General features: G+C 33.9%; 13 protein-coding genes. 8 read left to right on the forward strand and 5 right to left on the reverse strand.

What is annotated here, in order from left to right:
* Positions 1-226 precede the first annotated feature (226 nt).
* The 8 genes from KJ849_02845 (at position 227) to KJ849_02880 (ending at position 7,424) form a co-directional block, all read left to right on the forward strand.
* Entirely contained in the window at positions 227-1,159 is a 933-nt protein-coding gene (locus KJ849_02845; protein ID MBU2599499.1) for a restriction endonuclease subunit S, read from the forward strand.
* 18 nt (positions 1,160-1,177) lie between these two features.
* Positions 1,178-2,392, forward strand: a complete 1,215-nt coding sequence (locus tag KJ849_02850; GenBank protein MBU2599500.1) for an SIR2 family protein — start codon at positions 1,178-1,180, stop codon at positions 2,390-2,392.
* A complete protein-coding gene (locus tag KJ849_02855) occupies positions 2,389-4,179 on the forward strand; it encodes an ATP-binding protein (GenBank protein ID MBU2599501.1) in 1,791 nt (596 codons plus the stop codon). The genes KJ849_02850 and KJ849_02855 overlap by 4 nt, the downstream gene beginning before the upstream one ends.
* 14 nt (positions 4,180-4,193) lie before the next feature.
* Entirely contained in the window at positions 4,194-4,415 is a 222-nt protein-coding gene (locus tag KJ849_02860; GenBank protein MBU2599502.1) for a KTSC domain-containing protein, read from the forward strand.
* An 83-nt stretch (positions 4,416-4,498) separates the two neighbouring features.
* Positions 4,499-4,855: a hypothetical protein gene (locus KJ849_02865; protein MBU2599503.1), complete on the forward strand. Its 357-nt coding sequence runs from the start codon at positions 4,499-4,501 to the stop codon at positions 4,853-4,855.
* Entirely contained in the window at positions 4,852-5,496 is a 645-nt protein-coding gene (locus KJ849_02870; protein MBU2599504.1) for a Fic family protein, read from the forward strand. The genes KJ849_02865 and KJ849_02870 overlap by 4 nt, the downstream gene beginning before the upstream one ends.
* A 281-nt stretch (positions 5,497-5,777) precedes the next feature.
* The gene (locus tag KJ849_02875) at positions 5,778-6,281 is read left to right on the forward strand and encodes a hypothetical protein (protein MBU2599505.1); all 504 of its coding nucleotides are present in this window, start codon (positions 5,778-5,780) and stop codon (positions 6,279-6,281) included.
* Between the two features lie 324 nt (positions 6,282-6,605).
* Positions 6,606-7,424: a hypothetical protein gene (locus KJ849_02880; protein ID MBU2599506.1), complete on the forward strand. Its 819-nt coding sequence runs from the start codon at positions 6,606-6,608 to the stop codon at positions 7,422-7,424.
* 140 nt (positions 7,425-7,564) lie between these two features.
* Here KJ849_02880 and KJ849_02885 read toward each other — a convergent pair whose 3' ends face one another.
* The 5 genes from KJ849_02885 to KJ849_02905 form a co-directional block, all read right to left on the reverse strand.
* A complete protein-coding gene (locus tag KJ849_02885; protein ID MBU2599507.1) occupies positions 7,565-9,055 on the reverse strand; it encodes a peptidylprolyl isomerase in 1,491 nt (496 codons plus the stop codon).
* 147 nt (positions 9,056-9,202) lie between these two features.
* Positions 9,203-10,015 (reverse strand): FecR family protein, encoded by an 813-nt coding sequence (locus tag KJ849_02890; protein MBU2599508.1) that lies wholly within the window; start codon positions 10,013-10,015, stop codon positions 9,203-9,205.
* Between the two features lie 221 nt (positions 10,016-10,236).
* Positions 10,237-11,193 (reverse strand): ketopantoate reductase family protein, encoded by a 957-nt coding sequence (locus KJ849_02895; protein MBU2599509.1) that lies wholly within the window; start codon positions 11,191-11,193, stop codon positions 10,237-10,239.
* A gap of 58 nt (positions 11,194-11,251) precedes the next feature.
* On the reverse strand, positions 11,252-13,645 hold the full coding sequence (locus KJ849_02900) for an insulinase family protein (GenBank protein MBU2599510.1): 2,394 nt from the start codon (positions 13,643-13,645) through the stop codon (positions 11,252-11,254).
* A gap of 299 nt (positions 13,646-13,944) precedes the next feature.
* Positions 13,945-14,571 carry a V-type ATP synthase subunit D gene (locus tag KJ849_02905; GenBank protein ID MBU2599511.1) on the reverse strand — a complete coding sequence of 209 codons (627 nt, stop codon included), beginning with the start codon at positions 14,569-14,571 and terminating at the stop codon, positions 13,945-13,947.
* Positions 14,572-14,736 lie beyond the last annotated feature (165 nt).

A 14,736-nucleotide genomic window follows, 5' to 3' on the forward strand; every position in this document is an offset into this window, starting at 1 on the left:
GAAAGGTGCATATTCTTCCATTGGATCACCCTTGGAGGAAGTTTAAAATAAACCCATATAAAAGATCATTTTTATCTAATACAAAATAGGACATTTCTATTTAACGGAAAACAGGACATTTTCATTTTGCTGTTACAGAAGAATTATTTATTCAACAAAGCAAAAAATTACCGATAAGGCATTAAAAGAAACAAGTATAAAATTGTTGCCAGAGAAAAGTGTTTTATTGTGTTGTACAGCTTCAGTTGGTGAATATGCATTAGCAAAGATTAGATTAACGACTAATCAACAGTTTAATGGTCTTGCAGTAAAAAGCGAGTTTTGCAAAAAAGTAATTCCAGAGTATTTATTTTGGATATCTTCATTTTTTAAGGAAGAGTTAGTTCGTTTAAGTGGTAAAACTTCTTTTAATTTTGTTTCTGTAGGCACATTGAAAAAAGTTCAAATTCCCCTCCCCCCTCTCGAAATCCAGGAAGAAATCGTTGCCGAGTTAGACGGATACCAAAAAATTATCAACGGCGCCAAACAGATCATTGAAAACTACAAACCAACCATCAAAATTGACCCGAGCTGGGAAATGGTGGAATTGGGGGAGGTTGTTGAAATAGATCCAAAGAAAACCGAGATCAAATCATTGGATCCAGAATTAGAGGTTTCTTTTCTGCCTATGTCTGATTTGCAACAAAAAGATATGAATTTTTCTTTTAAGCAGTCAAAGGAGTTGAAAGATGTGCTAAAAGGATATACTTATTTTCAAGACAATGATGTTTTGCTTGCAAAAATAACGCCCTGCTTTGAAAACGGAAAATCTGGAATTGTAAGAAATTCAAAGAATGGTATAGGTTTCGGCTCGACAGAATTTATTGTATTGCGTAGTAGTGAACAAATATTACCCGAATGGATTTATCTCTTTATATCATCAGATAATTTTTTAAAAGAAGGCAAAAACAATATGACTGGTTCGGCTGGGCAACAACGGTTAACTAAGGATTTCGTAGAAAACTATAAAATCCATCTACCACCCATTGAAACACAAAAAGGAATAGTCAACAAAATCGAAAGCGAACAAAAGATAATCAACGGAAACAAAAAACTCATCGTAATTTTTGAGGGCAAGATCAAGGAAAAGATTAAAGAAATTTGGGGAGATTCAGATTAAAGTTAAGCGAGGTACAATATGGAATTAACACATGATCCCAGAGAGTTTGTTAGGGGTTTACAGCAAATCTTGATATCCGATACCAAAAGATTAGGCTTTATGTTTGGTGCTGGAACATCTATGGCAGTGAAAGAGGGTGCTAGTAAAAATTCCGTCATTCCTGGTATTAAGGAAATGACACAAAGAATAATCGATTCAATTAGCGAAGAAGAATATAAAAAGGCATTACAAATGATTAAGGAGGAGTTTGAAGAATCAAAGATTGGTTATTACATAGAATATATTTTGTCTAACATCACCCAAAAGGAACAAGTTATAGGCAATGAAAAGCTTTGTGGATTAACTAAAAAAGATTTTGAGCTGCTAAGAAAAAAGATCGAAAAAGAAATAATAGAGCTATCCTCAGTTCATAAGAAGAAGGATTCTTTCATAAGTAATCTGTTGCATTGTGATTTTGCGCAATGGATTGCTCAGGCATCTCGGAAATTACCTGTGGAAATATTCACCACCAATTATGACTATTTACTTGAATTAGGATTAGAACATCACAATGTGCCTTATTTTGATGGTTTTGTTGGCAGTTTTGAACCTTTTTTTAGTAGCTCATCTGTAGAAGATTTAACATTCCTTCCTCAATATACAAAACTATGGAAATTGCATGGATCGTTAGGGTGGTATCCGGATAGAAAAGCTAATAAGATTATAAGAAGGTATCAAGATGATTCGACCATTATAGTTTTCCCTTCTTTACTTAAGTATGATAATTCAAAAAAACAACCTTATGTAAGTTTTATGGACAGGCTCGCACAATTTATAAAAGAAAATGATGGAGTCTTGTTTATATGTGGATATTCGTTTAGCGATCAACACATCAATGATGTTTTATTAAATGCATTAGAAAAAACAAGAACCTCGCATGTTATAGCATTATATTTTGATGAACTAAATGAGGATTCACATGTTGCCAAATTGGGAAAGGGTCAATCGAAGTTATCCGTATACGGAAAAAACAATGCTGTTATCGGGGGAAAATTTGGTAGCTGGAGGTTGAAAACCAAGCCTGCTAAAGATGATTCAATTATTATAAGCCTATATTTTGACGAAGATGTAATTGAACCAGAAAAGGAGTGGACCGGAAAAGGAAATTTTAAGTTACACGATTTTGCAAAATTTGTTGAATTCTTAACATATCTGAATTACAAAAATTATGTAACTACAGAGGAGAAAAAATGAATAATAACAAAGATACATTGGTAGGAAAAGTTATTAGCATTAATGGCAATCGCATTTCTGTTAAGATGTCCGAAAGCCTCAAGTCCACTATGCCAATAATTAATGGCTTGGTCTACCGTGTTGGACAAATAGGTTCTTTTTTGCGAATACCTTTAGGATATGCAAATCTGTATGGAATCGTAACACAAGTTGGAGCAGATGCAATCCCGGAATCTCTTAAAGAAATAGCTCTTCAAGAATACGAACGAAATTTCAGTACCAGATGGATGAGTTTAGTATTGGTTGGAGAAAGGGTGGGCAATAAGTTTGAAAGGGGGGTTACACAATTTCCAACTGCCGAAGATGAGGTTCATTTAGTTACCTTGGATGATTTGAATATTATTTATGGTGGGTTTGATGAAAACAACTCAATTACCGTGGGGAATATAAGTGTTTCGGAAAGCTTGCCTGCTAAAATAGAATTGGATAAGTTAGTCACGAGGCATTGTGCAATTGTTGGTTCAACAGGAAGTGGTAAATCGAATACCGTCGCAGTGATGTTGGAATCTATTGCAAAAGGAGAATTTAAGAGTGCAAGAATTTTATTAATTGACCCACATGGTGAATATGATGAGACATTAAATAACTACAGCAAGGTATTTAAAGTAAAAGCCGATAAAAGTAAAGGACAATCGGAGTTACATATTCCTTTCTGGGCACTCCCATTTGATGAATTAATGAGGTCTTTTCCTGGAAATCTGAATGATCAACAAAAAGATTATGTTAGAGCAAAAATTCTGGAGAAAAAAATCAATTCAATTCAATATCTCAAGAATAAACCAAACGAAGCTGCTATTACTTCTGATAGCCCAATCCCCTTTAGTCTGAAACAATTATGGTTTGAGTTAGATGATTTTGAGCGACAGACTTTTAGAGAAAACAGAAAACCAGAGACAGTGATACTAAAAAGTCAAGGAAATCCCGATCAACTAAAATCAAATGAATATGAACCAGCTAGCCTTGGAAGCGGTAGTCCGTTTCTTAATCTTCAAGCAAAGGGAATACTTGGATTTTTGGACGGGATGAGAAATAGAATAATAGATCAGCGTTTTAAGTTCTTATATGAACCCGGTGGCTTTATGCCTGATTTAACAGGAAAGGTAAGTAACGATTTAGATTATTTATTATTAGAATGGTTAGGGCATGACAAGACGGTTACTATATTAGATTTGTCTGGCGTTCCATCTATTATAATGTCCTCTATTTCAGGGTCATTATTGAAAATAATGTACGATGCATTATTTTGGGGCCAAAACTTACCTGTTGGAGGGAGAAAACAGCCTTTACTTTTAGTTTTAGAGGAAGCACATAGCTATTTAAAAGCAGGAGAGAATTCAATTTCCTCAAGGACTATTCAGACTATAGCTAAAGAAGGCAGAAAGTATGGAGTGGGATTGCTTTTGGTAACGCAAAGACCAACTGAATTAGATGAGACGGTATTAAGTCAATGTGGTACGTTGATAGCTTTGCGGATGACCAATAAAGGTGATAGGGGCCATGTTTCCGCTGCGGTGCAAGATGAATTATGCGATATGATGGCATTATTGCCGAGCCTAAGAACTGGTGAAGGATTGATTATGGGAGAAGGCGTAAAGATCCCTTCACGTGTTAAATTTGAGAAAATTTCAAAAGCTCCCAGAAGCGTAGACCCTGAGGTGTCTAAGGAATGGCGAAAGGAAAGGCCTGATCGTAAGGAAAGCGATTTTGAAACAACTGTTGATTTATGGCGTAATCAAAAGCTTAATTAAAAAAGGAGTATGTTATGTCTGAGATGAAGATGATTCCTGTAGTTTCTTCAAATATTGAAGGCATTGGGTATAGCGAAGATACACAAATTTTAAGAGTTGAATTCCTTTCAGGAGCAATTTACGAGTATAAAAATGTGCCAATCATGGAATTTGAACAATTAAAAAATGCATCTTCTGCTGGCTCATATCTCCATAGAAATATAAAGAACAATTATCCATATGAAAAAGTAGGATAGTTGCGGGAGACAGCTGGAAACCCATGGCCACCGCCCATCTTAAATCCAGATGATTCTGTAAAATCATAAAAAGGGGGCATTAAATGTCAAGCAAAAACAAAGAAGAAAACAAAGTAACCACAAGCAGCCAATTGTATAAAAACATCAAGGCAATTTTAACAGAGTCGCGGACGCGAGCCATAGGAGCGGTCAATTTTATCATGGTCGAAGCGTATTGGAATGTGGGAAAGCTGATTGTGGAGGGTGAGCAGAGAGGGGAAAAGAGAGCGGGTTATGGTGACTATTTGTTGAAGGATATTTCTAAACGGCTTACATCTGATTTGGGTTCTGGCTTTTCAGAGCAAAGCCTCAGAATCCTGATAATCTGCGGCAATCCTGATTTTCATCAGGACAGGTTCTGCGTCCCATTAACTGACAGAATTATGGAGAAAAGAAGATGATATCTAAATATTCTACAGAAGGGCTAATTGAAGCGGAGTTTCAATCTGGTTCACGGGGTAGAGTTCTTAAAAACAAACTTGGAATTACCGGCAAGAGGAAGATGGATCATCTGGAAACTCAGGCACTTCTTGAGACTCAGGAATACTATTACCGAGTTATCTCAAAAGATGACCCTATCACAAAGGATTTAATCAAAGAAATGCACTATAAATTTTTTGGGAAAATATATGAGTGGGCAGGAAATTACAGGAAGGTAAATTTAAGCAAAGGAGGCTTTACTTGGCCACCTGCCTATCTGGTGGCAAAAAATATGACTGAGTTTGAGAAAGATACCTTGCTTGTCCATACCCCTTGCAAAGCCGGCCATATTGATGATGTGGCAAATTCCATTGCTATTGTTCATAGCGAATTTCTGCTTGTTCATCCCTTTAGAGAAGGAAATGGCAGAATAGCTCGCCTCATTTCTGATTTAATGGCATTACAATCGGATTTTCCTGTTCTGGACTTTGATTTTTCTAAAAGAAGAACCAGAGATAATTACATTAAGGCAGTTACGCAAGGGTATAAACAGAATTATGAGCCACTAAAGTCTCTCATCAAGGAAGTTCTTGTAAAATCAATAGAAGAGTTTGGAAAGTGATTATCTCTTATCTTTGAGCTTTAGAATTTCAGATTTTAGTTCTGGGCAGGAGACACCTTCAATAAGACATGAATTATAAACACTAATCAGCGTCATTTTGCGGCGTATGACGGAATTTTTAAGGTATTTGTTCTGGGTTAGAAGAGACGGTTTGTTCTTTGTTGTATTAGTATCCATACCTTTTCTCCTTGGTTAATTTATTATATATAATAACATAAAAAAGCCCCTATGTCAACTTTTTTAAACAGGTAGCCCATCATGATTATCTCTCTAATTCGCAGATTCAATTATCTATATATGATGACCGGATAGAGGTCTGGAATCCCGGAGGACTCCCGCAACCATTAATTCCTGAAGACCTGAAGAAAAAACATAAATCAATCCCAAGGAATAAACTCCTTGCTGATAAACTGTTTCTGATAAAATATATTGAGCAGTGGGGCAAAGGGACTAATCGAGTAATGGAAGAAATGAAACAGAATAATTTACCTGAGCCGGAATTTCAAAACCTTTCTGGTGGTTTCGAAGTCACTTTAATTGGTCCAGGAAGAACCTTTGAACAAGAAATTGAGAAACAAAAACTTCATGTGCTTGAAATAAACGAAAGACAGAAAAGTGCAATAGAATATTTGAAAGAGAACGAAGTAATTAGTAGAAAGACATATATGAAATTAAACAAAATTTCTAACAAGACAGCGTTTTTGGAACTCAAAAACTTGGTTGAAAAGAATATCATGGTAAAGGAAGGTAAAGGCAGATCTGTAACTTATAGATTAAAAAGGTAACGATTAGGTAACGATTAGGTAACGATTTGATAAAAAATCGACAGTTGTAAATCCATGTCCACTGCCCATCTTAAACCAGGTGATTATAATGGACCCCAAAATTCGGACAGGGAGATATGTTACAATTTAGGCTCAGGAAGGATGTCCATTTTACAATTAATCAATCAATATTTAAGGTAGCCTAAAACTGTAACAAATATAACCCTAATTTCTGTCTTGACAATTGGGTCCACTTCAAAGGGCGATTGAAATTATTGGTGAAGCAGCAAATAATATTCCTGAATCCATTAAAAATCAGCACCCTATTGGAAGGAAGTATGCGCTATGGCCTGCAAAGGATTCTTGTTACTTATTGATTTTCTTGGCTTTTCAGACTTTGTTTTAAAAGAGCCTTTAAAGCATGTTTTAGCTTGGTATGAAGAAACTACAAAAGAATCAATGTCTTGGTTAGATAAAAGAAATGTCAAGCAGAGTGATAATTGTATCTTAAAATGGAATTATCTGTCAGATTCCCTATTCCTTTGGATTGATAATTATGATCGACAAAAGGAAGCAATTTTGCTCCTCGTTTATTATGTAAACCAGATGATTTATACTTTCCCCCCTTACAATAAGAATATACCGTTTGCTCCCATAAGAGGAGCATTGGTTTATGATAGTTTTGAGGTGTCAGAAAAGAAAATTACTGGTAAATATAGAACTGAGACGCAACAACTTGTCACAGGCAAGATAACACATACAGAGGATTACTCCTTATCAAAAGAAATATATATGATCTTGGGCCGTGCCGTAGTTAATGCGGTTAAGTGGGAAAAGGAGCAAAATTGGATAGGAATTTCCATAGCCCCATACTGTGTTAATGATATAGAGGAAAATTATCCAAATGAGTTAGGAATGTTATTAAATTCCAGGCTATTGCATAAATATAAAGTTCCTACAAAAGATAATATTAAATTAACCTATGCTTTCAATGGGATAATGCCTTCTCCTTTTTCTAAAGATATTTTGAGTGAATTAGAAAAAATATTGGCATCATCCCAAGGAAACGCAATAGAAGATAAATACAAAAATACCCTCGATTATGTCAGGTGGATAAAAGAAAATGAATTACATGTCCTTCCTCTTGTTGAATTTTCACTGTGAATATAAACCCAGGGGACGTTGTTAAGTTTACTGATTTATTTATCTCAAAGAGTCGCAGTCTCACCTGTCTGCGTGCCTGCCTGGGGGATAATGGTGGGGGATAATGGAGCGACGGAGTAATATAATCAAGAAAAGAGTAATTATCTTTTAAATTTGCTATTTACTACCACTTTGTATCTTGATTTTACTTCTTGATACCAACCATCAAAGAGAGTGTCCTTTTTTTCTGTAAGGAAGCGGGACTTGATATTTTCTTTCTCTTTTTTAAAATCTTCCTGGGAAGGAAGGATTAGTCTTTCGAGTTTAATAATATGGTATCCTAAAGATGACTTTACTGTTTTACTGATGGAATCTTCTTTTAAAGTAAAAGCTACTTTCATAAAAGCAGGATCTATTTCCCAACCTTGAATAATTTCTTCCTTTAATTTAACCATCTTATTTGGTTCAAAATTAGCAGAGGCCAAGTTTTTAGGGATAATTCCTAAGTATCCTCCTTCTTTTTGGCTAGGAGCATGAGAATATCTCCTGGCTATATCTTTAAAGTTAACCTTCTTATTTTGTAGTTCTTGCCAGATCGATAAAGCCTTTTTATTGGCTATCTTATCAGCTTCTTTAGAGAGAAGCTTAATAATCTCTTCTCTTGCTTCGGATAAACTTTTATATTCTTTCTCTTTTTTCTCTGTAAGTTTAATAATATGGTAGCCAAATTTTGTCTTTACGATATCACTTACTTGGTTAAGTTTTAAAGCAAAAGCTACTTCTTCAAATTCAGGAACCATCGTTTCACGACTAAAATAACCTAAATCTCCTCCCTTATCTTTACTAGGGCAGGCTGAATATTCTTTAGCTAATTTAGAAAAATCTTCTCCTTTTTTAATCATTTCTAAGATCTTAGTAATCTTCTCTTTAGCTTTTTGGTTTTCAATCTTACTGGCTTTAGGGCTAAGCTTAATTAATATATGGCTTGCTCTAATTTGCAGGGGTTTAGTAAATTTATGTTTATTTTTGGTGTAGTAAGTATTGATCATTTCTTCAGTTAAACATTTCTTAGGATCAATTAAGATATGGTAAAGAGATGCCCGAACATACTCTTTTTGATAAAAATCAAATAGTTCTTTTGGGCTAACTTTCACTTGTTCTTTAATAAGCTCTTCGAGCTTTTGAATCGTTAAGCTATTTTTAATTCTTAGTTCTTGGCTATGCCACCAAGCAGCAGGGGCATTTTTTATATAATTATTATAAAAATTCACATCAAATTTACCTTCTTTATCGACAAAAGATTTTTTAATTTGATCAATTATCTCTTGGTCGCTTACTTTAATCCCTTGTTGATGAGCTTCGTTTAATAAGATATGATTATGAATTATATTTTCTACAATAGTCTTTTCTAATTTCAAAAGCATGTCTTTATTAAGACTAACTTTATATAAATTTTGATAAATATCTAAGTATTGTTGATACAAGCTATTAAATTCAGCCGGAGAGATTTCAGTATCATTAATAGAAGCGATCATTGGCTCAGATGATGATTGATAAGTCTTCATTCCCCAAACAAGAAATATAGTCCCTACAAAAGCTACTATTACTATCCATAAGACAACCTTTGTCTTTTTTCTAAGAAGACGTAACATAAATCTCCTATAAATAAAAATATAAGTAAAAATATAAATAAAAAGTTAATAAAGGATATATTATTAATAAAGGATATATTAGATTAAAGGAAAGACTTAAAGTAAGGCTTTTTTCTAAGATAGAGAAGTTTTATTTCAAAAGGAAGATTATTCCTTAATGTCTTTTATCCTTTCATCTTTTAGGTCATCTTTTAGACTTTCAAGTGACTTATCTCTTTCTCTATTCCACTTGACCCAAGAGTCTAAACCTATTGCTTCTTGATCGATTTGAGATTTTTTATAACTTCCATCAGGTGAGATAGTTATCCGTTCCATCTCCTTCACTATTTCACACCACTCCTGGCAAGAAACTTCATGATAAGGCTTGGCTGTTTCTTCGTAAGTTTTAGCTATTTCATATAATCCTTCTTTTTTCTCTATTTTTGTTTCTTTTTTAGGAGGAAGGTTATTTACCCTTACTTCTCCTTGGTAAACATTAACAGAGGTTGAAGAATCTTCCATTACTTTAGCACTAAGGACAGTTCCTCGAATTCCTGCTACCGCAATGGGGGACATTATTTTTATCCTGGCATCTCTATCAATAAGTTTTAAAGTCTTAATCCAGATATCTCCAAACAAGATATTTAATAAATTTTCTTTTTCCTTATTATCTTGAAGATTATCTTGAAGTTTTGAGATTTCTACAGTAGTTAATTCTCCTAAGCGAACTACCGAGAAATTAGAAAGCAAGATTTCAACTAAAGAATCTTTCCATGTCTTTATTTTATCGTGCTTGGAAAGAATTAAGTCAATCTTGGCTTTCTTCCAGGTGGTTTCTCCTTTTTTTTGAACTTCGACTGTCCCAACCAGAAAGGTAATCTTAGTAGTTAGAGAGGTTGTCTCTTGAGAATAAGAAAGGGGAAAGCTTAGGAAGTAACTGATCATTGTCCATATTAAGAGAGGCAATAATTTTTTTCTCATAACTTCAAAATACCATAGACTTTTACATTTTGCAAGTATTTTATTGTCTATGAATTTGAAAAAAATCATAGACATCATAGACTGCGTAGGAGCTGCCACGAAGAAGAAAGCAGTTTTCTCTTCGATGAGGTGAGAGCCAAGAAATGCGAGCAAGTCCGAGTATTCTTGAGCGTCATAAGGGCGAAGCTCTTGTAGAAGATAGTTTCGAGCAGTGGCCAGGGCTAACTTAAGTAAGTCTTTTCTTTGCTTTTGATAAGAGAAGTAATAAAATTGTTCACTGGTACTTCTAATCCTTCTTCTTTAGCTAATCTGACAATGGCTCCATTTAAAGCCTCAATCTCTGTCTTTTTCTGGTTCTTAATGTCTTGCCTCATAGAAGCATGGTGAAAAGCAGTGGGAGGAATTTGTTTATTTATTAAATAATCAAAATATTCTTCTGGTCTTTCCCAAAAGAATTCTATCTTTTTAATTTTAGCCACCATAAATATCTCTTTGCAGATATCTAGCATAATCTTCCTGGTTTCTTGATAAGCTCCTAATTCACCATAAGTAACTTCGAGGATAGCGGCTAAGCCATTTAAGCTACAATTATACAATACTTTTGCCCAAAGATATTTATTTATCTCTTTAGTTGCCTGACAAGGAATGCCGGAAGTAGAAATAATTTGGGCTACTTCTTCTAACTTCTCAAAAGAAATAACGTTATCTATACTTCCTAACATTACTTGATCAGCATAGACAGTTACCTTGACATGGCCAGGACTTTCTACTTTTGCCCCAAATATTACTCTAGCGGCAATAATCTTCTCTTTTTCTACTAAGCTAGAAATTATCTCGAGATTACCTAAACCATTTTGTAAGGAAATAATATATGAAGATTCTTTAATTACTGGTAAATATTCCTTAACTATCTTTTCTGTGTCGTAAGACTTGACACAAATTAAGACTAAATCAAAACTTTTTTGGCTATTTCTTAAAATTTCTTCCAAATTTAAGCCAAGTATTAAGTTTTGAGTAATTAGATATTCTCCCCAAATTCCTGAAATCTTTAATCCTTGTTGCTTAATTACCTCCAGATGAGGTAGTTTTCCCACCAAGGTTACTTGATGGCCACTCTTAGCCAAAAAACCACCAAATACTGAACCAATTGCTCCTGTGCCTAAGATTAATATCTTCATAAACTCTTGATATTTTTGTAGTTAAAGATGCTTTTTGAAACTAAGGAAGTAATGCCTGTTACTTTTTTGATTTAGGTTTGATTATGACTAAAGATAGATTATTTTTTTCAAAATACTTCAAGGCAATTTTCCGTAAGTCATCCTGACTTACTTTATTCACTAATTCCTCTATTTTTTTACTATAATCATATCCTAAACCTAATACTTCATTGCTGGCCATTTCCATAGCCTTGGCTTCATTAGACTGAAGTCCTAATATCTTACTGGCTATGATATCTTTCTTAGCTTTATTTAATTCTTCCTCCATGACATCTTCTTCTTTTAATCTTTCAATCTCTTTAAATATACCTGAGATAGCTTCATCTACCTTATCTTCTGTCGTGCCAATATAAAAAACATAAGCTCCTGGATCATTTCCTATAAAAGAAAAAGTTCCTAGATAATAAGCTAGCCCTTTCTTATCCCTTAATTCGTAAAAAAGACGGCTTCCTTGTCCATTAAGAATGGAAGATAAGACCTCAAAGATTAACATATCAGGATGATTCATTGGAACAATATGGTATCCAAATAAGATTAAAGTTTGTTCTTGATCTCTGCTTTCTACTAGCTTACAAAATTCTTTTTGAGGTTCTTCTTTGGGGGTAATTATCTTTATTTTTTCTGAAAGGTTTAAAGGAGCAAAAGCTTTCTCTGTTTTTCTTACTACTTCTTCTTCGTTTACCTCTCCAGAGATGGATAAGATCATATTAGAAGCACAGAAGTATTTTTTATGAAAATCAATGATATCTTTTTGCTTAATATTTTCTACGCTTTCCTTACTTCCGGCGTAATAAAATCGGTAAGGATGCTTTTTCCATAGGGCTTCTCTAATCATCTTCTTTCCGGCTTCAAATAAGCTGTCTTGTTGACTTAAGATTAAAGACAAGCTGGCCTTTTTTTCTTTTGAGATCTCTTCTTCTAAAAAGATAGGATAACAAATCACCTCACTTAAGATTTCAAGCCCTAAATCAAGATCTTCTTTTAAGATATTTACTTGACAGCCAAAATAATTATTGACCGAGTAAGTCTCAATCCTTCCCCCTGCCAACTCTATTTTTTTACTAATTTCTTGGGCTGATTTATGAGTAGTTCCTTTTAAGATTAGAGAATTAGTTAAATGACAAAGGCCATTATTTTCTTTGTTTTCTAATCTTACTCCACCAAGAAACATTGCGTTTAAACATACCACGGGGTTAGCCTTATTTTCTTGGAGAAGTAAAGTTATCCCGTTAGAGAGCACTCTTTTGGTAATTTTATTTGGGAAAGAAGATCTTAAGTGGTCTTCTTTCCCAACCTTACTTCCTTTAGGGGTAATCAGGGCTAAAGTTAAATTGTCTTTATTTAAGTACCTCTTAACTACTTTTTGGATATCTTCATTGGTTACTTTATTAATTTCTTCTATATATTTTAAGTTAAACTCAACATTACCGGTAAAAAGTTCATTTAGAGCTAATTCTTGGGCAATACCTTCCATGGTCTCTTTTGAAAATATTTGAGAAGCAAGTATTTTCTTCTTTCCTTTCTTTAGCTCGTCTTCTAAGACTCCTTTAGTCTTAAGTTCTTCGATAATACTTAAGATTTCCTGGATGGCTTTCTCCTTATTTTTAATCTCTAAAGTAGCTTTTATTCCAAAAAGACCAGGGTGATTAGGAGTCCAAGAGAAGGTAGAGACATCATAAACTACTTGTTTTTCTTCTCGTAGTATTTTATTAAATAGAGAAGAACTGCCTTCACTTAAGATTGAAGATAATAAATCTAAAGCATAAAGATCATCACTTTGAATACTTGGTCCGTGATAACCCATCATTAAATAGACCTTACTTACTTCTCTTTCTTCTTCTATTGTTTTTAATCCTAATTGTCTTGGTTCTTCTGGAAGATAAGGAGGAAGAGAAAGAGAGGGCTTTAAGTTAGAAAAATACCTCTTTACCTTATCAAAGGCTTGGTTGGTTTTTATGTCTCCTGTTAAGACTAAGGCTAAGTTAGAAGGAAGATAAGTGTCTTGGTAATGCTTTATTAAATCTTCACGGGTCAGTTTTTCAAAATTTTCTTTAAGACCAATAATGGGGTATTGATAAGGATGAAGAGAGTAAGCGGTTGACCATAAAAGTTGAGATAGATACCGTTCATGGTCATCTAAATTCATATTTATTTCTTTAAGAATAACTTCTCTCTCTTTTTCTAATTCTTGAGGCTCGAAGGTAGGATTTATTAAAATATCAGCCAGAATATCAATAGCTCTTTCATAGTAAGCCTTTGGAAGGCTAATCGAGTAGCCGGTGTAGTTATGAGAAGTAAAACCATTTAAGTCTCCTCCTACTTCTCTGATCGTATTAGCAATTTGGGTGGTAGTTCTCTCTTTAGTTCCTTTAAAAAGCAGATGTTCAATAAAATGAGAAATACCAGAACCCAAATATTTCCCTTCATCGGCGCTTCCTTTTTTTAGCCACAAAGAAACCGATACAACGGGAGAAGAATGAACTTCTTTTATGATTACCGTTAAACCATTACTTAAAGTAGTCTTAAATGTTTCATCTTTTTGGGAAAGAGTAGAGTAAACTTTAGGAATAAGGAAGAGATTAAAGAGGAAAAGAGTAGTAAAGACTGTCTTTAAGAAATGCTTTTTATTAATTTTTATCTTCTTTCCTTCTGAAGGATTATAGAATTTACGACTGGACCAAGTGACGATTAAGTCAAAGGAGAATTATTTAATTAATGTCTACCTTTCTTCTTTTTAACCTTTTTCAAGCAATACAAATCTTCTCTTTCTCTCTCGGTAAGGACTTCTTTAATAAAATTTATATCTTTTACTATCGAGGGAATTAATACCTCTTCCATGGCATTAACTCTTCGGGTGGTTTTCTGGATCTCTTCACCTAATTTTCTTAACTTTACCTCTAAAGGTGCGATATTTACTACATGCTCTACTACCTCTTCAAAGGAAGCAGCTACCTCATCAATGCGGAAGCTGGTGCTTATTAAAGAGTATCCTCGTTCATTTACTTTTCTCTTGACGGGAATCTTCTTTATTTGGGGAATCTTTACTCCCCAAAGATTCTTTTTTTCTACTTCTAAGTTAAGATCTCTTTTGCAGACAAAAGAAGTAGAACGAATCTTTTGCTGTCCGTCTATAGATAAAGCTATAATTAACATGGAAATAGCTTTATTTAAATCCATATTTAGGCTTTTTCGGCTATTAATAAGATTTCTTGTTTCTTGAACAAATTCTTTAACCAAGACATCTCTCTTTTTTTTGAGAAGATCTCTTCCATGAAGAGTTATCTTTAACTGACCTTTTCTCATTAGTAAATTCATTCTGGTAGGACTTACTTGTTCCATAGCTACCTCATAAATTATTTTAAGACTCAACTTTGGCAAAAACTTTGCTAAAATATTCCCTTATGTAAAATTAAAAATCAAATAGCAAATGTCAAAATTACATATCAAAATGTAAAATTACTTTTTCCCTTTCAGTGTTAAAATACTTGAGGCAAAGATATTTGC

It is taken from the genome of bacterium (assembly GCA_018830565.1).
Taxonomy (GTDB): Bacteria; UBA9089; JAHJRX01; order JAHJRX01; family JAHJRX01; genus JAHJRX01.

Excerpts from the sequence above, each read along its gene's own strand:
- KJ849_02850 (MBU2599500.1), top strand. The coding sequence starts at position 1,178 with ATGGAATTAACACATGATCCCAGAGAGTTTGTTAGGGGTTTACAGCAA.
- KJ849_02855 (MBU2599501.1), top strand. The coding sequence starts at position 2,389 with ATGAATAATAACAAAGATACATTGGTAGGAAAAGTTATTAGCATTAAT.
- KJ849_02860 (MBU2599502.1), top strand. The coding sequence starts at position 4,194 with ATGTCTGAGATGAAGATGATTCCTGTAGTTTCTTCAAATATTGAAGGC.
- KJ849_02865 (MBU2599503.1), top strand. The coding sequence starts at position 4,499 with ATGTCAAGCAAAAACAAAGAAGAAAACAAAGTAACCACAAGCAGCCAA.
- KJ849_02870 (MBU2599504.1), top strand. The coding sequence starts at position 4,852 with ATGATATCTAAATATTCTACAGAAGGGCTAATTGAAGCGGAGTTTCAA.
- KJ849_02880 (MBU2599506.1), top strand. The coding sequence starts at position 6,606 with ATGGCCTGCAAAGGATTCTTGTTACTTATTGATTTTCTTGGCTTTTCA.
- KJ849_02885 (MBU2599507.1), bottom strand. The coding sequence starts at position 9,055 with ATGTTACGTCTTCTTAGAAAAAAGACAAAGGTTGTCTTATGGATAGTA.
- KJ849_02890 (MBU2599508.1), bottom strand. The coding sequence starts at position 10,015 with ATGAGAAAAAAATTATTGCCTCTCTTAATATGGACAATGATCAGTTAC.
- KJ849_02895 (MBU2599509.1), bottom strand. The coding sequence starts at position 11,193 with ATGAAGATATTAATCTTAGGCACAGGAGCAATTGGTTCAGTATTTGGT.
- KJ849_02905 (MBU2599511.1), bottom strand. The coding sequence starts at position 14,571 with ATGGAACAAGTAAGTCCTACCAGAATGAATTTACTAATGAGAAAAGGT.